The organism is Virgibacillus aidingensis, from assembly GCF_010994035.1.
Classification (GTDB): Bacteria; Bacillota; Bacilli; order Bacillales; family Amphibacillaceae; genus Virgibacillus_N.
Genome location: NZ_WIXN01000004.1, coordinates 110,426 through 128,449, shown reverse-complemented (window position 1 = coordinate 128,449; position 18,024 = coordinate 110,426). Strand labels below are relative to the sequence as shown.

General features: G+C 41.4%; 18 protein-coding genes and 1 pseudogene. 10 read left to right on the top strand and 9 right to left on the bottom strand.

What is annotated here, in order from left to right:
- Positions 1 to 14: 14 nt before the first annotated feature.
- Positions 15 to 842 carry an alpha/beta fold hydrolase gene (locus GHD25_RS04840; protein ID WP_164215247.1) on the top strand — a complete coding sequence of 276 codons (828 nt, stop codon included), beginning with the start codon at positions 15 to 17 and terminating at the stop codon, positions 840 to 842.
- Between the two features lie 521 nt (positions 843 to 1,363).
- Here GHD25_RS04840 and GHD25_RS20370 read toward each other — a convergent pair.
- The 6 genes and pseudogenes from GHD25_RS20370 to GHD25_RS04815 form a co-directional block, all read right to left on the bottom strand.
- Positions 1,364 to 1,520, bottom strand: a pseudogene (locus GHD25_RS20370) (arginase family protein); the annotation flags it as partial.
- Positions 1,521 to 1,563: 43 nt separating this feature from the next.
- Positions 1,564 to 2,898 carry an alkaline phosphatase family protein gene (locus tag GHD25_RS04835; RefSeq protein WP_164215246.1) on the bottom strand — a complete coding sequence of 445 codons (1,335 nt, stop codon included), beginning with the start codon at positions 2,896 to 2,898 and terminating at the stop codon, positions 1,564 to 1,566.
- On the bottom strand, positions 2,871 to 3,593 hold the full coding sequence (locus GHD25_RS04830; protein WP_205601325.1) for a 2-phosphosulfolactate phosphatase: 723 nt from the start codon (positions 3,591 to 3,593) through the stop codon (positions 2,871 to 2,873). The genes GHD25_RS04835 and GHD25_RS04830 overlap by 28 nt, the downstream gene beginning before the upstream one ends.
- 34 nt (positions 3,594 to 3,627) lie before the next feature.
- Complete coding sequence (locus GHD25_RS04825; protein WP_164215244.1) at positions 3,628 to 4,941, bottom strand: ABC transporter substrate-binding protein; 1,314 nt, start codon at positions 4,939 to 4,941, stop codon at positions 3,628 to 3,630.
- 22 nt (positions 4,942 to 4,963) lie between these two features.
- Positions 4,964 to 5,800 carry a carbohydrate ABC transporter permease gene (locus tag GHD25_RS04820; RefSeq protein ID WP_164215243.1) on the bottom strand — a complete coding sequence of 279 codons (837 nt, stop codon included), beginning with the start codon at positions 5,798 to 5,800 and terminating at the stop codon, positions 4,964 to 4,966.
- Complete coding sequence (locus tag GHD25_RS04815) at positions 5,800 to 6,729, bottom strand: carbohydrate ABC transporter permease (protein WP_164215242.1); 930 nt, start codon at positions 6,727 to 6,729, stop codon at positions 5,800 to 5,802. Before GHD25_RS04815 ends, GHD25_RS04820 begins: the two co-directional genes overlap by 1 nt.
- Positions 6,730 to 6,891: 162 nt before the next feature.
- Here GHD25_RS04815 and GHD25_RS04810 point away from each other — a divergent pair, with 162 nt between their 5' ends.
- The gene (locus GHD25_RS04810) at positions 6,892 to 7,791 is read left to right on the top strand and encodes a LysR family transcriptional regulator (RefSeq protein ID WP_164215241.1); all 900 of its coding nucleotides are present in this window, start codon (positions 6,892 to 6,894) and stop codon (positions 7,789 to 7,791) included.
- 140 nt (positions 7,792 to 7,931) lie between these two features.
- Here GHD25_RS04810 and GHD25_RS04805 read toward each other — a convergent pair whose 3' ends face one another.
- Positions 7,932 to 8,309, bottom strand: a complete 378-nt coding sequence (locus tag GHD25_RS04805) for a gamma-glutamyl-gamma-aminobutyrate hydrolase family protein (RefSeq protein WP_164215240.1) — start codon at positions 8,307 to 8,309, stop codon at positions 7,932 to 7,934.
- A 22-nt stretch (positions 8,310 to 8,331) separates the two neighbouring features.
- Between GHD25_RS04805 and GHD25_RS04800 the strand changes: the two genes are divergently transcribed.
- Positions 8,332 to 8,718 (top strand): hypothetical protein, encoded by a 387-nt coding sequence (locus tag GHD25_RS04800; RefSeq protein WP_164215239.1) that lies wholly within the window; start codon positions 8,332 to 8,334, stop codon positions 8,716 to 8,718.
- Entirely contained in the window at positions 8,678 to 8,974 is a 297-nt protein-coding gene (locus GHD25_RS04795) for a DUF4387 domain-containing protein (protein WP_240452219.1), read from the top strand. Before GHD25_RS04800 ends, GHD25_RS04795 begins: the two co-directional genes overlap by 41 nt.
- A 414-nt stretch (positions 8,975 to 9,388) precedes the next feature.
- Here GHD25_RS04795 and GHD25_RS04790 read toward each other — a convergent pair whose 3' ends face one another.
- Together GHD25_RS04790 and GHD25_RS04785 are read right to left on the bottom strand one after the other, a co-directional pair.
- Entirely contained in the window at positions 9,389 to 10,381 is a 993-nt protein-coding gene (locus tag GHD25_RS04790) for an ADP-ribosylglycohydrolase family protein (RefSeq protein ID WP_164215238.1), read from the bottom strand.
- Positions 10,382 to 10,394: 13 nt separating this feature from the next.
- On the bottom strand, positions 10,395 to 11,336 hold the full coding sequence (locus tag GHD25_RS04785; RefSeq protein ID WP_164215237.1) for a carbohydrate kinase family protein: 942 nt from the start codon (positions 11,334 to 11,336) through the stop codon (positions 10,395 to 10,397).
- A 505-nt stretch (positions 11,337 to 11,841) separates the two neighbouring features.
- Here GHD25_RS04785 and GHD25_RS04780 point away from each other — a divergent pair.
- The 6 genes from GHD25_RS04780 to GHD25_RS04755 all read left to right on the top strand — a co-directional run bounded on the left by GHD25_RS04780 (position 11,842) and on the right by GHD25_RS04755 (position 18,019).
- Positions 11,842 to 12,594: an SDR family NAD(P)-dependent oxidoreductase gene (locus tag GHD25_RS04780; RefSeq protein WP_164215236.1), complete on the top strand. Its 753-nt coding sequence runs from the start codon at positions 11,842 to 11,844 to the stop codon at positions 12,592 to 12,594.
- A 507-nt stretch (positions 12,595 to 13,101) separates the two neighbouring features.
- Positions 13,102 to 13,578: a MarR family winged helix-turn-helix transcriptional regulator gene (locus tag GHD25_RS04775; RefSeq protein ID WP_164215235.1), complete on the top strand. Its 477-nt coding sequence runs from the start codon at positions 13,102 to 13,104 to the stop codon at positions 13,576 to 13,578.
- A gap of 14 nt (positions 13,579 to 13,592) precedes the next feature.
- Positions 13,593 to 15,137, top strand: coding sequence for an ABC transporter substrate-binding protein (locus GHD25_RS04770; RefSeq protein ID WP_164215234.1), 1,545 nt, complete (start codon positions 13,593 to 13,595; stop codon positions 15,135 to 15,137).
- Between the two features lie 72 nt (positions 15,138 to 15,209).
- A complete protein-coding gene (locus tag GHD25_RS04765; protein WP_164215233.1) occupies positions 15,210 to 16,127 on the top strand; it encodes an ABC transporter permease in 918 nt (305 codons plus the stop codon).
- Positions 16,128 to 16,140: 13 nt separating this feature from the next.
- Positions 16,141 to 17,028: an ABC transporter permease gene (locus GHD25_RS04760; protein WP_205601324.1), complete on the top strand. Its 888-nt coding sequence runs from the start codon at positions 16,141 to 16,143 to the stop codon at positions 17,026 to 17,028.
- Between the two features lie 13 nt (positions 17,029 to 17,041).
- The gene (locus GHD25_RS04755) at positions 17,042 to 18,019 is read left to right on the top strand and encodes an ABC transporter ATP-binding protein (RefSeq protein ID WP_164215232.1); all 978 of its coding nucleotides are present in this window, start codon (positions 17,042 to 17,044) and stop codon (positions 18,017 to 18,019) included.
- Positions 18,020 to 18,024: the final 5 nt, after the last annotated feature.

Below are 18,024 nucleotides of genomic sequence, written 5' to 3'. Positions count from 1 at the left end.
ACAGGAGGATAACAATGTACGTTACATTAAATGGTTGTAAAATATATTATGAAGTACATGGTAATGAGGAAGGTGAAACGATCTTTTTTATCCATGGAGGTCCAGGAATGAGTGATTGCCGGGGAGATGTCAAAGCATTTTCCGACCTCGGGGATACATACCGCCTTGTTTTTTTGGATAATCGTGGATCTGGAAGATCGGAAACAGTCCCCCCATATACTCATGAACAATGGATAAGTGATATTGATGCGTTAAGGGAGTATTTAGGGATTGAAGAAGTTCATATGCTTGGTGGAAGTTATGGAGGATTTTTAACTTTAGAATATGTGCTTCGTTATCCAGAACGCGTAAAATCTATTATTTTACGTGATACTGCACCAAATAATAAAAATAATCATTTGTCTATCGATAAAGCAATGAAAAGTAACTTGCCTGGCATAAATAAAGAAATGCTTGACCGCTTATTCGGCGGTGAAGTGCGGTCAAATGAGGAATTCCGTGAGATGACGAAGGCTATTCTTCCTTTGTACACTGTGGAATGGGATGAAAAAGCAGCTGAAGAGAAACTGAACAATACTTATTTCCGCTATGAAACACATAACTATGCATTCAAGGTAAATAAAAAACAATATGATGTCAGTGACCGGCTGAACCAAATCACTTGCCCGGTTTTAATTACTGTAGGTATACATGATTGGGTTACACCGGTAGAATATTCAGATGAAATGGCTGTCAAAATTCCAAACAATACGTATATTAAGTTTGAAAATAGCGGACATTCTCCACATGTTGAAGAAAATGAAAAATACCTTAAGCTTGTGAGGGAATTTTTGGCTGGTTAATGAAACATTAAGTGAGGATAGATTTAATTTAGATTGATTTTTGAGTAGGCATATGGAGTGTTGGAGCATAGTTCAAGGAACAGGGGAAGGTTAGAAAAATGGTTTTTTAATAGAATGATGAGTTATTTAAAAAAAGCTATTGGTGCCTAGGATTTGACAGCTTTCATCACTTAAAAGATGGATTCGTGCGCATGGGATCATTATTTGATTTGCACTGTTGCTTGTAACATTTATTGAAATGGAAACAAGCTTAAGCAGGGAAGAGAGTTACAACAGCTGCCTGAAGGAGTTTTTACAACAAACGAAGAGGATTTACCACACAACAATGCCTGCAGTTGGGTAAAAGAAAGTGTTTCAAAAAGTTGGGATGGATCTTCCACTGGAAATCTAGGATGTCCGTCTTAAGATTCAGCAATATAATGAGTATGATTTTTTTACCCTCAATCCTTTGTATACCAAGGGATTGAGGGATTAATGTTTACGAACAATCCTACTGACTGGGGTTACTTCACTTTCATAAATTACAATATCACATATACAGCTTTCCTGCTGGTCAAATTGCGGAAATCGATCGTCGGGTCAATTTCCACGATGTCCATCGCATTTTACTTTCTCCTGTCCAGCGGCAAATAGAATGCCATCCTATAAAGTCTTTGCATCCATTCCTCCTGGACCAATCTGTCCCTTTCTGGCATTTTTCCCGAACATTCAAAATTAACCCCTACCTATTATTGGTGGGCGTTATGTGACACTCATTTAATAACGATCTTCCATCAAATCCATCTTCATCCAGCCCTAATATTTCGCAAATAGTTGGTACAATATCTACAATACTATACACTCCCTCATCCGTTTTTCCCCGCTCAAAACTTGGACCGCTGCCTATACATACAGCATGTCTGTCATAAGGTGACATAGTTCCATGGGAGGCACGCAAAATGTTGGAATCTGTGAGTGTCTTCACTGTTCCGGGAATGCCATGTTCATTTTCCTCATTTGTGCCAACAGGATTAATGATCAGTTCAGGTGCCCGGTTATGCGTAATTGGGCCGAGTATTTCTTCTATGGAGAATACACCAGCAAATTTGCCAAGACTTTTATCCGTATAAATAGTGCCGCACCAATCCTGTCTTTGCAGCCATCTGATCAAAGCCGCCCAATCATTGTATGCTGGAGCTGTGCCATGCTTTCCATAAATATAATTTCCGACAGCTGTGAATTGGTTATTGATGTTCAGCTCAACACAGGCTTTGTCCACATGGTCCGTTAAAGAACCAATCGCTTCCACTGTAGAATGACCATGGTCACTTAAAAATAAAATATCCGTGTCCTCCTGCATGCCAAGCTTTTTGATGTGGTCAAGCACTTCCTTCAGGCATTCATCCACCATTCTTAATGCCTGCAGATTTTCCCTGGATCCCAGCCCGTAATAATGCTGACTGGAATCAGGCTCTGCAAGCCAGAGGACCAAGACCCGGTTGGCTTCAGCCTTCAATTGTTCGGAAATAAAGGCTTGGAGAGCCCATAAAGATTTTTTTCGTTTTACCCCGTCTATGTCCTCGGTAAGATCAGTTGCATACTTTTTATGAATTTCGGCTAGAGTACTTTGTCCATAGTCTGTTGCAGGATTCATAATTTTCTCGGGATGATGGATATTCCATAATAGGGATGCACCCGGGGAGCTGGATGCAGCTGCAGACAGCTGCATTCCCCGTTTATTAAGCCGGTCTCCCAGGGTAGGGGCCATCAGGATTGGTTCCCCTGTTTCTTCTTCGTATGAAAGTAAATGCAGGTGGTTCCCGGTCTGTACAAAGTTTTCCTTAAAACCAGGCATGTACATCAGATTGGCCACAATACCGTGTTTCCCGGGATACACACCTGTGGTCAGCGTGGACATGCTTACCCTTGTTTCTGAAGGATAGGCGCTTTTGAAATTACTGTATCTTGTGCCATTCTCCATTAATTCCGTGAGCACTGGCATCTGTTCCCTGGTGATCATGTCCGGCCTGAGCCCATCTGCACCGATAATCAAAACACGCTTTTGTGAGCCACGCACGGGACAACCTCCTTTTGCAGGTGAATCTGCCCATGGTGCTCCACAGATCTCAACACAAAATCAAAACGGTCTAATGCAAGGCATAAATCAAAGTCTTCCAATGCCTCTTCTTTGGAAGCAGCTTCAGTCATAAAACTTGGCGTGCTGCTTTTATTACGCAGAAATTCAATGATCCCGTCAAAATCATTATCAACTCCGAGCAGTGCTTTTTGAATATATTCTGCACAAAATTGATCTTCATCTGCCGCTTCCGTTCCACACCAGCCCATACACACCAAAGTGACTGTTTCAGGATTTTTTTTCCTGATATAATGGACAATAGCCTGGACATTGACGAAACTCCCTGTGATAATTTCCTCAGCTTGCTTTGCATTGACAATGCCCTGTGTACCGGCACTTGTTGTATGAATGACCGTTTGTTGCCAAAAATTCACGTCTTTTACACTGGAAGGGGAGTTGCCGTAATCAAAGCCAGGCTGCATAACGCTTTCTCTTTCACCTATCAGTACTGCATTTTTACCTTCCTCTTCTTTTAAGCAGTAGGCTTCCTCTATGTTTCCCACGGCAATGAGCGACTTTGGGTCTTTGTCGGCAATATAGCACGCCACGGAAAAAGCTCGAAAAACATCGATAATGACCGCCAGTCCTTTTGCCTCTTTTGCCCCTTCAATCCCATGTCTAATATGAATATTCACTATAGCATTCCCCTTTGTCATCTATCTCTTTTTTCTATTCCAACACATCTCGTATAATATCTGCTGCTTCTGTCAGTGCCTCCTGCGCTGTCATATCGCTGGTAACTGCTTTTTCCATCGCCTTGTTCACTTCTGATTCAATTCTTAGAGTATGCTCGGACCTCGGCGCTTCTTTCGCATATTCCAATTGCTCAATGGCCGGAATATAGATGGGGTTTTCCTCATAATACGCCTGCAGTTCTTCTGAATCCAGGGCAGATTGACGAATTGGCAAATATCCTGTTTCTTTTGCAAAATATACGGCTTCATCCGTAGAAGTCATGAATTTTATAAATTCCCAGGCGGCATTCTGTTTTTCCTCAGAATCTGTATCAATGATTGCCAGGTTTGCTCCGCCTGTCGCTACCGCATACTCATCAAATCTAGGCAAAAAGGTGGTGCCAAGGTCAAAGTCAACATTACTGCTGTATTGTCCCAGACTTCCGGTGCTTGCTATCGTTAACGCCGTCGTTTCATCAAAAAAGCTCTGGGATAGGGATTCTCCGGCGCTGGATCCGCTTGTGCTGGTTCCTCCTACCGGGGGCATCATCAGCTGATCTTCAATCATTTCCTTCCAAAGCTGCACACCTTCTGCTGCTTCCGGGGAGTCGAACATAACAGTAGTCAAATCATCTTTTAGTATTTCACCGCCATTGGACCAGGCCAGGGAGTAAAAGTACCAGCCGGACATGCTTGCAGAGAAACCAAACCGTTCTACATTTCCATCATTAATAATGGAAGCTTTCCCGGCGATTTCCACCAGGTCGTCCCAGGTTTCCACCGGGTTATCCGGATCGGCGCCAATTTCCCGCATGATATCTTTATTGTAGTATAGAATAGGGGTGCTGCGATTATATGGCAAAGTATATTGTTTATCTTCCACAGCAGTGTTGACGAGCAGTCCGGGAATAAAATCGTCAAAGTTAATTTCCTCATCATTTTCTATGTAATCATCCAAGTTTAGAAAAACATCATTATATCCGAAAATAGGCCAGGCACGCGTGTTAATCTGTACTACGTCCGGCAGTTCGCCGCTCACAATCCCTGCCTGCAGCTTCTGTGAAGTAACGTCATAGCTTTCCTGAAAAACAGCATTTACATAAATATCATCTTGCGCTTCATTAAACCGATCTACTTGATTGAGAATAACTTCTTCCACCTGGCCGCCAAGTCCGTACCAGAAGTCAATTTCGACCGGCTCCCCGTCAGCTGCACCAGTATCATTTTCACTTGCTTCAGAACCGGATCCACAGGCAGCAAGCAGGAATAATAAAGAAACAAACATTAGTTGAAATATCACTTTTTTCATGTTTACACGCTCCTAAATGATGTTATTTTAAACCGCTTTTAGCAATTCCCTTAATGATGTATTTTTGCATAAAGATAAACAGAATTAACAAAGGCAAAAGTACGATGGTTGCTGCCGCCATAATCAGATTCCACTGGGTCCCCTCGGATCCTCCTTCACTGGCTACCATACTGGAAATGCCTACCTGCAGTGTGCGGAGTTCCTGGCTGTTTGTCGCAACCAATGGCCAAAAGAACTCATTGTAGTGCCAAATAATGCTGAAAAGTAGAAAGGTAACAATGGAAGCAGTGGATAAAGGCACCATGATATGCCTGATGATCTGAAAATGATTCGCCCCATCCAGCTTTGCTGCCTCTTCCAATTCTTTTGGCACCTGTCTGAAAGCCTGCCTGATAAGGAAAATTCCAAAGGCATTTGCACAGAAGGGAATAATTAACGCATAGTAAGTGTCCACCCAGCCGAACTGGCTCAGGATTAAAAAATTCGGTATAAAGGTCACCTGAATCGGAATCATCATGGTAGCCAGCACGATGAGAAATAGGACATTTTTCCCTTTGAATTCCAGCCTGGCAAAGGCATAGGCTGCAAGAATGGATGTAATTATCTGGGCTATAACAATCACCGCTGTAGTGAAAACACTGTTAAAAAAATATCTGCCAAAAGGTGCGCTCGTCCAGGCATCCGCAAAGTTTTTCCAGTTCCATGATTCCGGAATAAACTGAGGTGGAAATGAAAACACTTCATCAAATGACTTGAACGATGTGCTGAACATCCAGATAAACGGGATGATCATGCTCAGACCTAACAGTACGAGCAAGGTCATGATTAACGAATTTGCGGCTGTCTGCTGCCTTTTCATTAGTAATGCACCCACTTTCTGGAAAGATGTGCTTGAAGCCAAGTGATAAAGAACAAGGTAATAAATAGTACAACGGAAACGGAGGAAGCATAGCCAGCTTCAAAAAACTCAAACCCGTACTGATACAGATAATAGATAATCATATTCGTACTGTCTGCCGGTCCGCCTTGTGTCATCGTATAAATTTGATCAAAGTCCTGGAAGGAGGCAATAATGGCTACGATCATAACAAAGAGCAGACTTGGCGAAAGAAGTGGCAATTTAATTTTCATAAAGATTTTAAATTCACCTGCTCCGTCTATTCTTGCTGCCTCATAGATGTCATCCGGTATATTTTGCAGGCCGGCTATCAGAATGATGGTGTAGTAGCCGATAACTTTCCAGATTTTCATGATAATGATTGCCGCCATCGCCCAGCCCGGTTGTGTCAGCCATGGTATCTGCGGGATGTTGAATAAGCCGATAAACCAGTTAATCAGCCCGAAATGCTGATCAAACATCCAGATCCAGACGATACTGATGGCAACCATTGGGGTAATATACGGCAGAAAAAAAATCCCTTTCAGAAAGTTGATGCCGCGGATCTTTCTGTCCAAAAAATTTGCCAAAATGGTTGCCAGAATAACGGTGACAGAAACCGAAACAAATCCGAAAATAAATGTGTTTTTCACAACCTGCCAAAAAGTTGGATCCGATAATAATCTGCTGTAGTTATCCAGTCCCACCCAATTAAAACTTGCAGAAATAAGATTGCTGTCCGTTAAGCTTAGAACAAAAGACATTATTAAGGGCAGCAGGACAAAAATAAACAGAAATAGCATGGCAGGCAGAATAAAAAGATGCGGCACCAGTTTTTCTGATATTACTCGGCGTTTGCCTTTTTCTTTTTTAAGGACTGGTTTTTTAACCAAAGGCTGACTGTGTTCCATACATGTTTCCTCCTTTCGGGTTGAAATATGTCTTACATTTCTAATACTAGCAGTCGAACGTAAAGGGAGAGTTAACAGTAAATAAAGGATATGTTAAATTATTTATTAGTTTTTATTGGTATACTATAGATAAAATCTATAGGCAGTCCGGAGGGGATGGCATTGAATCTACAACAGCTGAAAATATTGGTGCTGATTGAAGAACATAAGCAGGTGACTGCTGTCGCAAATATGCTGGAGATTAAGCAGCCGACGGTGACGTTTCATATGAAAAAACTGGAGGAGTCCGCCGGGGTTCCATTATTTCATCAGCATCACAGAAAGGTGTTTTTAACAGACGCAGGCAGGAAACTGTATGATTATGCTAAAAGAATTGTCATATGGCTGGAGGAAGCCGAGGGTCAAATGTACGAGTACCGGGAAATGAATAAGGGCAGGGTATTGATCGGTGCCAGTAATACAGCGGCTACTTATTTTTTGATGGACGGGATCGGTGTACTGCATAAAAAATTTCCGAACGTGCATATATCCCTCGAGGTAGAAAATACACCGCTGATTTTGAAGAAACTGAAGAATTATGCTTTGGATTTTGCCATTGTGGCAGCGCACGGGATTTCAGACCCTGAGTATATGGCTTTTCCATTGATGAAAGATGAACTCGGCGTGGTCATGAATGCAGACCATCCACTGGCGGAGCTGGACGAACTGTCCGTGGAGATGCTGCAGGATCAGAAGTGGATTTTACGTGAAAAGGATTCCTCCTCACGTCGCATGATCGACCGCTGGCAGTCGGAAATGAAGGTAGAGCTGGATGTGAAGCTGGAACTGGGTTCAACAGAAGCGATTAAAAAAGCTATTCAGTCTAATTTGGGGTTATCGATTCTCTCTAAATTGTCCATGCTGAGTGAGATAAAAAGTAATAGATTGATTTATAAGGAAATTGGCTCCCCGCTTTTAAAGCGAAACATATTTTTGGTACATCACCGCGATGCTCAGAAGACCCCGATGGTGAAACAGTTTGTTGATTACTTTCGGGAGAGGGGAGATGGTGCAACTGTATGAAGGGAGTGCTAAATGGAATAATTACGCTTGAGGAGCAGTCAGGTTGGTGTGAATCGTAATAGGAGATCTCTTAGAAAAGGCGGCCGGGAAGACACTATCTCCCGGGTATCCGGGGGATTAATGTCTTCCCTTTTCCAACATCACCCGTGCTCTGAACCGCTGACTTTAAATTTTTCAGCCTCCTTGATAAAGCTTCTGTAAATGTTTCTCATTTTTTCACTGTCCAAGATAAATTCCGGATGAAATTGAAGTCCCAAAATATAATGGGAAGCGTTTCCTTCAATACTTTCAATTAATTTATCATTCGAGTAGGAAGTTATTTTTAGTCCTTTTCCCACTTGAGTGATTGCCTGACTGTGAAAACTATTTACTTCCACTTCCTTATTTTGAATAGCGTGATATAAAATTGTTTCAGGTTCAACAAATATCTTGTGTGAAGGTTGAGCACCTGCTTCGTCCTGAAGGTGTCCATTACACGGTATGTTCTCAAGGAAGCCTCCCATTAATTCATTTATCATTTGATACCCCCTGCAAATACCAATGGGGGACCTGGAGCCTGTAACAGAAATTAAATCTCATGAATTTGGAATTGTCGCTGAGGGTGTAGCTGATTCCAAAGTTACAGCGGAAGAATTAACGCTCTTTGCCACAAGAAAAATTCTTTACGCAAGACTTGCTCAGGTAAAAGGGACAGCGGGAACTGCAGCTTATTTAATTGGTGATGTTATTTATGCAGGATCAACCTATGAATGGACAATGAACCACGTTGTGCCTGTTGAAGATGCACTTGAACTGTTTGATGTTCGAGTGGAAGAAGTAAATCACAAAAGTGAATGTGTAATTGATGGGAGGGTGAACAGTAATTCCGAAAAAAACATTAAAAGATTTGGCAAAAACGATTCGTTCCAAGAATGCTGGAACAGATAAGATCCCGTTTGATATCATTTTCAGAGAGAAAGAACAATATGATCTCGTATGCCAGAGCGAAGTGTTAACAAAGGAAAAAATAGCGAAACTTTACCAGATTCCAATGGAAAGGGTTACAGACTTTGTTCAATTCGATCCGGCATATGCAATTAAATTTACGATAAGACGGAATAAACCCAGTGGAAGTCCTGGTGACGGTGATATCTTTGGAAGTCAGCAATATGTGCCATTATTGGATGTCGAAGTTCCGGTTTAGGGCTTTTAATTAAAGTTATTATATGTCCTGATGCATTCGCTCCTAACTCTCAGCCTTTTCATTAGACAGAAACTCGGAATTAAAATATTTGATGATACCCTCCTATATTTTTATGTATGGGAGTTTTTTTGTGGAGGGGAGAGGAGCCTTCTAAGTTTATTAATGAATCTGTTTAACGAGGTTAACCTGTCGCGAGGAACAAACATCATTTAATGGTATAGTTTCTTTATCATGGGAGCATGGGAACGGATAGCGGATATAAAAACCAGAAAAAAGTAAAGCGGGGGAAATGTTCTGCCCCCGCCAATACTATAAATATACAATTACTCCATCACCCATCCTCATAAAGCCTAAATAATCGTCCCACCGAAAAGAATTGTCACTTTCCTTTTTTCCAGGTTGTGTGAAATTAGGCTAATCTTGCAAACCTAAACCCTCCGCAAGTTCCCTGAAATTTATTTGGTTTACTTCTTCCAACAGCGCAATGTCTTCTTGTTTAAAAGCTGCATCACCCTGCAACGTACCACAAATACCGCATGCCATTGCAGCGATCGTATCGGTATCTCCACCGGCATTGGCACAAATAACCGCACATTCATAAGGGTTTCCTTCTGCAAGGTAAGCAAATGCAATTGTGGCAGGTACACTTTCCGAAATTGCTACATCGGTGCCGATCACATCGCAAATTATATCAATGGCTTCTTCTTTGGAATAATTGTCAGCAAAGCCAATGGCTGTTTTTATTCGCGCAGCAATGGACGGGGAAGGCAATTCGTGTCCCAGGCTGCTGCCTTGTTCGGCTGCGTTACATGCCACCTGAATCATTTCATTTAAATCACTATTTCCGAATAGTGCATAGCTCTCTGCTGCTGCGACGGCAGATGCACCGCTGATCGCTATGGACGTATTATGTGTAGGCATGCTCAGTAAATGAACTTGTTCGATTAAGGCATCAAGATTTTTATAATTATTTACCATTCCAACAGGGAGGATTTTCATCGCTGCACCATTGGTAGTGCCTGTTTTTCCTGTCTCTTCCATTGGGACTCCCTGCTCAATCAGTTCAAAAGCTTTTTTGGTACTTGGGCCTGTTACCGCGAAGCTTTTTTCGGAAGTGGAAGTCCAGTTCCGCAGCCTTTTAATGAAGTCATATGCATTTACTTGAAGGTTATTTTGCTTTAACATCTCTATGACAAAAATCGTGTTCATGGTATCATCCGTAAATTCTCCGGCCTGCAGTCCTTTTGAAATCGGATTTTCGTCCAGACCAGGCAGAAATCGTTCGATTCGCCCAAACTTCTTTTTGATCTGACTTCTTGAAAAACCTTCACCTGGCATTCCAAAGGCATCACCATAGGCAATCCCAATAAGCCCTCCCAGTACACGGCTTTCTTTACTTATCTTCATTCAGCATACTCCTTTACACTTCATAAGATTCCATAAACTGCTTCAGTTGTGCTTTGTTCGGGGCATACCTTGCACCAATGCCTGTACAAGTATAGGCTGCACAGAAAGTGGCAAAATCCATTGCTTCTTCAAGCGCTTTTCCTTCCGTGAAGTAACTGTATATAAAGCCGCCCAGAAAAGAATCACCTGCACCGGTCGTGTCCACGGCATTTACTTTTTTTGCTTCCACAAATATCTGTCGGTCCGCTTTATCAAAAGCGGCTGCGCCATCACTCCCCAGCGTAAAGAGTAGAGTTCCGGAGAAGTATTGGCGAAAGAAGTCCTTTGCCTTGCCTATTTCTTCCTTATTTTTTATTCCGGTAATATCCATTACCCCATTAAAACAAGGGGAAAAGACATCTATATATTTTAATGCATCTAGAATATTATCCTTCGTACAACCAAGGCTCTCCATGGATTCCAGGCCGGTTTGTAAGTTGACAACCGTTGTTTTTCCGGCTTCTTTCGCCTTTTTCAGTCCTTCGATAGCAGCATCCTTTGGAAATAAATCGGTAAAATATACATCTGTATTTTCAACAACAGTGTAGTCCACCTCATCTGCTGTCAGCGATGCAGCAACATCCCCCATATTCAGCATGATAAATTTCTTTCCCTCCCGGTCTATGATGATCTCTGTATAAATCGATGTTCCATTTGGAGAAATTACCATATGCGAGGAGTCAATATTTTCATCATCCAAGCTCGCGATGATTTGTTTGCCAACTTCATCTTCTCCAACTTTACCAATATAAGCGCTGGTACCGCCCAATTTCGCTACTTGGGAAATCACGTTTGTTCCGCTGCCGCCGGGAAGATATTCTCTGTCCTCAATCATACAAAAATCATCTTCACGCGGTAACTTATTTACTTTTTGAAGTATATCCATCGCAAAAGTTCCTAAACCAACAACATCCATATATATGATCTCCTTTCAGTTCCCTTCATTTTCATCATATCATTATGTAAGTACTTGCTGCTGCTGATGTTATGTCAAATCAGTGAGTTTTATAGGCTGGAATTCTGATTAAAATACTTTTGGATTGATCATACGTTTTTTGCCTGTATGTCAATCAAAATATAAGCGTGAAGAAGATATACGTTTTTCCTAGTAAATGGTTTTCAGATGGAATTGCGCACACTGGGTGCCAGTTTGGCAAAAAATAAAGTGGTTCCAATGCGGCTTGGAGGGGAACAGGAGGTAGAGAAGGCAGAAGTGTGTTGTTAAAGCGTTTTTCCGGAGTGAAAGAGATTAGATGGATGCTTACTAATTCGGTAAGGATCTTTTGAGATATGAAAAATAAAGTACTCAATCCCTAATGTGTATGTGAGTCAATACTTTGTGTTGAATATAGCAGAAATCTTTGGGAAAAATAAAATCGAATGTAGATAAATTTAAAAAAGTATATTTGGAGGTTACTAATATGGGTCAACTCAGTAATAGAAAAATAATTGTTACTGGTGGCGCGCAGGGAATTGGCGCTGCTATTGCAGAAGGTTATGTTGCAGAAGGTGCAAAGGTTGCTGCGCTGGATTTACAATTTAGTGATGCTGGGGAAACCAGCAATGGGATTTACCGTCACAAAGTAGATGTAGCTAATATGGATTCTGTTAGCAGGGCTTTTGATGCATCAGTGAAGGAGTTGAGCGGTTTGGATGTTTTAGTCAATGTAGCCGGGGTAGAGGTCGGCGGCCCTTCCGAAGATATTCCTGATTCTGATTGGGATTTAGTATTTAATGTCAACGCAAAAGGAACGAGAAATACCAATTCTGCAGCCTTTCGTTATTTAAAAGATCATGGAGGAGCGATCATCAATTTTGGTTCCCGCTCAGGAGTTGTTGGCGTACCCGAACAGGCTGCGTATTCTGCAAGTAAGGCTGCCGTACATACTTGGACAAGGGCGGTTGCACAGGAATGGGCCAAATATGATATTACTGTCAACGCCATTGCTCCCGCCATGTGGACGAAAATGTATGATGAATTCAGAGAACGTTTAAGTGAAGAAGAATTAAAAGCACATGACGAAGTGATGGCTGCCCAAATTCCGATAGGCGGAAAATTAGGTGAGCCAAAAGAGGATCTTGTTCCATTATTGGTCTTTCTGGCTAGTGAAGGGGCACATTTTATAAGTGGTCAATCTTTCCCGGTTGACGGTGGATGGTTGCATATGCGGTAATAATATTATCTATTATTTGGGTCGAAGAAACTACTCTGGCGAATTGGAGCACAACAGATCATCTATTATGGAATCAAGTCATATTGCCGTGAGTATTTCTCTGTCGATTTTGTAAAAAAACAAGTAAAATTGCAAATTGAATTCTAAAATCCTGTCTCTACTAAAAGTTGGCAGGGTTTTTTGGTTTTATTTGCCAGTGTAAATGCTTATGATCCAAGTTCTTTATTGCCTGATGAAATGAGCTACAGGATAGCTTGAAAGTAATTAAAGTGAAGGGATCACGTAAGAGGCAGGTTCCCGTCCACTTAGACAGAGATACTATAAAATTAGAAGTAAAATAAATATTACTGTTAATAAAAGTCGGATAATTTAGTGTCTAAAGCATCTAAAAGAAACCATTACTAAAAAATTTCTAAAAACTTGTTGACAGATGCAACTAATTATTATAAGATTTACAACAAGTTGTTTAAGGCAACTATTTTATTTATTTGAAAAGGATGGAAGTGGATGGACGAGTCGATCGTATCTAACTTAAAAATGGCAGGAACTGGGTCTTCTAATCATGTGGAAAAAATTAAGAAGTTCAACCGATTCTATACAAACATGATAGGTATATATACTCAATATACTGATGGAAGTCCTTACTCGATGTCAGAAGCAATGATCATGTTTGAAATTGATCAAATGGACAAATGTACTGCGACTCATTTGTCAGAATATTTTTCATTTGATAAAGGGTATGTGAGCAGAATAATTAACAAGCTTATTAAGGAAAAGGTGATTGAAAGAGTATCAGCAGACTTTGATAGGAGAATTAAATACTTGCATATCACAGAGCGTGGCAAAAAGGAGTTGAAAATATTAGCGGATAGAGCAAGTGAGAATGTAAGGAGGATGATTGAGGACATTGACAATACAGAGATGGAGACGCTCATTCAATCCATGGAAAAAATAGAGGAAATATTATCAAAAAATCATTCATAAGGAGATGACCAATCTTGTTTAAAAAGAACATAGCAGCAGTTTTCTTGTTATCTTTTTTATTTTTGGCAGCATGTACAGATGGAACAAATGTAGACAGCCAGGATGGAGGCACGGAATCATCTGAAAATGGTGGGCAACAGGACTCTATTGTAATTGGATTTGAAGGTGATGCCGCCACCATGATGGCCAACCATGATGTAAACTATACAACCGATACGTTAATCCGCAACATTTATGACCCGCTTATTGACCGGGACGGACAGACTGGTGAATTCAGACCTGTGCTGGCGGAGGAATGGGAAAACATTGATGAAACAACCTGGTACTTTAAGCTTAAAGAAGGTGTAGAATTTCATAATGGTGCAGAATTTAACGCGGAATCCGTGAAATACAGCATTGATTATATTCTGGATGAAAGCAATGGATCCTATTATCGTTCAAGATGGACTGATGTTGAAGAAGTAGTGGTAGTTTCCGACTATGAAGTGGAAATACATACCTCACGTCCTTTCCCAAGCATGATAGAACGTATTACGGAAGATCTGCTTATTATGGAGCCAGGCTATGTGGAAGAAGTTGGTGTAGATCAGGCTTCCAATGAACCGGTAGGAACCGGTGCTTATAAGTTTGTGGAGTGGTCCAGGGATAACCATTTAAAACTGGAGGCATTTGATAATTACTGGCGGGGAGAGCCTTCTATTAAACAGGCAGAATTCAGAATCATCCCAGAGTTCAGTGCAAGGATGTCAGCTTTCATGAGTGGTGAAATTCATTTGTTCAAAAATATCCCGGTGGACTCTGTAGAAGAAATAGGGACAGATCAAGTAGGAGAAGTTCCTTCTTCCAGAATTAATTATTTAGCACTTTCCAACTTAGTTGACGGACCATTACAAGATGAAAAGGTAAGAAAAGCGATTAATCACGCCATTGATGCAGACGAACTTTTAGAAGCTGTATTAAACGGTTATGGCACAAGAATTACCGGGCCGCTTTCCCAGCTTAACTCCAATTACGTGGAGACAGAAGATTATCCTTACGATCCTGATTTAGCTATTGAATTAATTGAAGAAGCAGGTTATAGTCCTGAAGATTTAACATTAACTCTTGATACGCCAAGTGGACGTTATCCGATGGATTCGCATATTGCCCAGGCAATTGCTTCTCAATTGCAAAATATTGGGATTGAGGTAGAGGTGCAAGTGAATGAATGGGGCAATCACTTGGAAAAGGTTCAGAATAGAGAAACAGGAGATATGTTTATCTTAGGATGGGGACCGGCATTTGAACCTCAATCCACCATTGAAAACCTGTTTACGCAAGAGGCACCATACAGCAGTTTCTATGATGAAGAATTGGAAGAAAAGATTTTTGAGACCAATGCACTGTTTGATGAAGAAGCGCGATTTGATGGCTATGCAGAATTGCAGCACGAACTAGTAGAAAAAGCAGCATGGGTACCGTTATGGCAGCAGGCCGACCTTTATGCCATTGATGAATCTCTGGATTTCACACCACGTGTGGATGAAAAGATAAATGTGTTTGAAATGACCTGGGAATAAAACTAATTTTACTTAAAGTAAGTGTTTTATTTTTACCCATTAAATTAAGAAGAGATATAAGGGAGGGATCGCATGCTGGATTTTATAGTAAAGAGATTGTTACAAGTTATTATCGTCGTATTCTTGGCCCTTACAGTTGTATTCTTTTTAATTCGTCTTTCTGGCGATCCGACGACACTTTTTCTGCCACCTGATGCACCAAGGGAACAAATTGAAGAATACCGCGAGCAACTTGGATTTAATCGGCCGTTATATGTGCAATATGGTGAATTCATGATCAATGCAGTACAGGGTGATTTTGGCCAGTCTTTAAGAAGCGGGGAGGATGCGCTTGGCCTTGTAATGCAAAGGATGCCTGCAACATTTCAGTTAGCATTTGCAGCATTAATTGTTTCAATGTTAATTGCAATTCCTTTAGGTGTTCTTTCGGCGTATAAGCGAAATACGCTATTTGACAGAGTCGGCGTTGGTCTGTCTGTTGTGGGACAGGCCATCCCCAACTTCTGGTTTGGGCTGATCCTGATTTTTATATTTGCAGCACAGCTTCAGATCCTGCCATCAAGCGGTGGTGGTTCCATCAGTCACATGATTTTGCCTGTAATCACTTTAGCATTGTACAGTATATCAAGGTTTGTAAGGTTTACAAGGTCAGCCATGCTTGATGTGCTTAATCAGGATTACATCCGTACATCCAAAGCAGCAGGAGCGACCACCTCCAGTTTAATCATGAAATATGCCCTGAAAAATTCACTCATTCCCATTATTACGCTGGTAGCACTTGATCTTGGCGTGTTATTGGGTGGAGCGGTTGTCACGGAAGTTGTTTTCTCCTGGCCGGGTGTAGGCAGGCTTTTGCACCAGTCTTTATTAAACAGGGATTTTCCGATTGTACTGGCAGGCGTGTTTATTATAGCCATTATCTATGCGGTAATTAACTTTATCGCGGATGTTTTATATGCATATGTAAATCCTCAAATTAGAGTGAAGTAGGTGAAGTCGCGATATGAATGCAACTGAGGTAATGGACGATCAGATAAATAAAAAAACTTCGAAGGTAAAAAACTTCTTCCGAAAGTTATCACGAAGCTGGACGGGGATGCTTGGATTCGGCATCATTGTTTTATTACTGTTTCTCAGTATATTCGGGGAATGGATTGCACCGTATGACCCGATGGATGCCCCCTTATCAAAAGGTTTGCTGCCGCCGATGACAGATGGACATATTTTGGGGACAGACCAGCTGGGCAGGGATATATTATCGAGGATTATTGTTGGTGCCAGGGTTTCCGTCATAATTGGAGTTGCAACGGCAGTACTGGCTGGCTTAATAGGAACAATTGTCGGCGTCATTGCGGGCTACTTTAGAGGCTGGGTTGACGTAGTGCTGATGAGAATTGTTGATGTGACGCTTAGTTTTCCTTTTATTCTATTGGTACTTGTCATTAACGCTATCATCGGAACCGGGCTTACAAATATTATTATTTCCTTGGCCGTTGCAGGCTGGGTAATTTTTGCAAGAGTGATCCGCAGTGAGGTATTGGCTTTACGGGAAAAAGAATTTATTACTGCAGCGATTGCTACAGGTGTCTCGAAATTCGAGATTTTAGTGCGGCACATTTTGCCAAATATATTTACACCGATTATCATTTTGGCTTCATTGCAAATTGGCACGTATATCATTGCGGAGGCATCAGTAAGTTTCCTTGGTTTTGGCGTGCAGCCTCCGGAACCGGCTTGGGGAAACATGCTTAATGAGGGGAAAGATTATATTTTCAGTTCATGGTGGCTGATTACCTTCCCTGGTATAGCTATTATCATCACAGCGCTTGGCGTGAATTTTTTCGGGGACTGGTTACGGGATACACTTGACCCTGATCTTAAAGGGGAATGATAGGAGAGATAACATGACTGATGTACTTCTTGAAATCAAAAATCTAGGAATTGAGTTTAAAACAGGAGAAGGAACCGTCCAACCAATACGTGGTGTTGATTTCTTTTTGAAAAAAGGCGAAACATTGGGTGTTGTAGGGGAATCCGGAAGTGGAAAAAGTGTTACGTCCTTAACAGTATTGGGCCTTCTCCCAGAGAAAACAAGTAAAATAGTTTCCGGCAGTATTCATTTTGAAGATGAAGAAATTACCCACTATAGTGACCGGCAGTACAGAAAACTGCGCGGAAATGATATATCGATGATCTTTCAGGAACCCATGACTTCTCTTAACCCTGTTTTTACAATTGGTGAGCAATTAAGCGAGCCATTAAAACGGCATAAAAAAATGTCTAAGAAACAAAGGGAGAAGGCAATTGTTGATGTTTTAAAACAGGTTGGAATCCCAAGAGCGGAACAGATTATTGATGAATACCCGCATCAACTGTCCGGTGGGATGAGGCAGCGAGTGATGATTTCCTTGGCCCTCTTATGTGAGCCTAAATTGCTCATTTGTGACGAGCCAACCACTGCATTGGATGTAACGATACAAGCCCAAATACTAAAACTGATGAAACAGGTCAAGCAGGATAAAGACATGAGCATGCTTTTTATCACTCATGATTTAGGTGTCGTTGCGGAAATGTGTGATCGGGTGGTTGTCATGTATGCTGGGGAAATTGTCGAGGTAGCCGAAATAAATGAACTTTTCGATAACCCGCTTCATCCTTATACGAAAGGTCTGCTTGCTTCATTGCCAACAAATAATGACAGGAAAAGCAAGCTTTATTCCATTAAAGGCCAAGTGCCCCGTCCTAATGAAATAGGGGAAGGCTGCGCCTTTGCCAATCGCTGCCCTTTCGCATTTGATAAATGTTATGCAAAAACACCGCCGGCTTTTTCAGAAGGGGATCACTTAAGCAAATGCTGGCTGCAGCAGCCAGAAGGGAGGTAATTGCC

What these genes read in the sequence shown, in the direction of transcription:
- GHD25_RS04840 (WP_164215247.1), top strand. Translation starts at nt 15, where the DNA reads ATGTACGTTACATTAAATGGTTGTAAAATATATTATGAAGTACATGGT.
- GHD25_RS04825 (WP_164215244.1), bottom strand. Translation starts at nt 4,941, where the DNA reads ATGAAAAAAGTGATATTTCAACTAATGTTTGTTTCTTTATTATTCCTG.
- GHD25_RS04820 (WP_164215243.1), bottom strand. Translation starts at nt 5,800, where the DNA reads ATGAAAAGGCAGCAGACAGCCGCAAATTCGTTAATCATGACCTTGCTC.
- GHD25_RS04815 (WP_164215242.1), bottom strand. Translation starts at nt 6,729, where the DNA reads ATGGAACACAGTCAGCCTTTGGTTAAAAAACCAGTCCTTAAAAAAGAA.
- GHD25_RS04805 (WP_164215240.1), bottom strand. Translation starts at nt 8,309, where the DNA reads ATGATAAATGAATTAATGGGAGGCTTCCTTGAGAACATACCGTGTAAT.
- GHD25_RS04800 (WP_164215239.1), top strand. Translation starts at nt 8,332, where the DNA reads ATGGGGGACCTGGAGCCTGTAACAGAAATTAAATCTCATGAATTTGGA.
- GHD25_RS04790 (WP_164215238.1), bottom strand. Translation starts at nt 10,381, where the DNA reads ATGAAGATAAGTAAAGAAAGCCGTGTACTGGGAGGGCTTATTGGGATT.
- GHD25_RS04785 (WP_164215237.1), bottom strand. Translation starts at nt 11,336, where the DNA reads ATGGATGTTGTTGGTTTAGGAACTTTTGCGATGGATATACTTCAAAAA.
- GHD25_RS04780 (WP_164215236.1), top strand. Translation starts at nt 11,842, where the DNA reads ATGGGTCAACTCAGTAATAGAAAAATAATTGTTACTGGTGGCGCGCAG.
- GHD25_RS04775 (WP_164215235.1), top strand. Translation starts at nt 13,102, where the DNA reads ATGGACGAGTCGATCGTATCTAACTTAAAAATGGCAGGAACTGGGTCT.
- GHD25_RS04765 (WP_164215233.1), top strand. Translation starts at nt 15,210, where the DNA reads ATGCTGGATTTTATAGTAAAGAGATTGTTACAAGTTATTATCGTCGTA.
- GHD25_RS04760 (WP_205601324.1), top strand. Translation starts at nt 16,141, where the DNA reads ATGAATGCAACTGAGGTAATGGACGATCAGATAAATAAAAAAACTTCG.
- GHD25_RS04755 (WP_164215232.1), top strand. Translation starts at nt 17,042, where the DNA reads ATGACTGATGTACTTCTTGAAATCAAAAATCTAGGAATTGAGTTTAAA.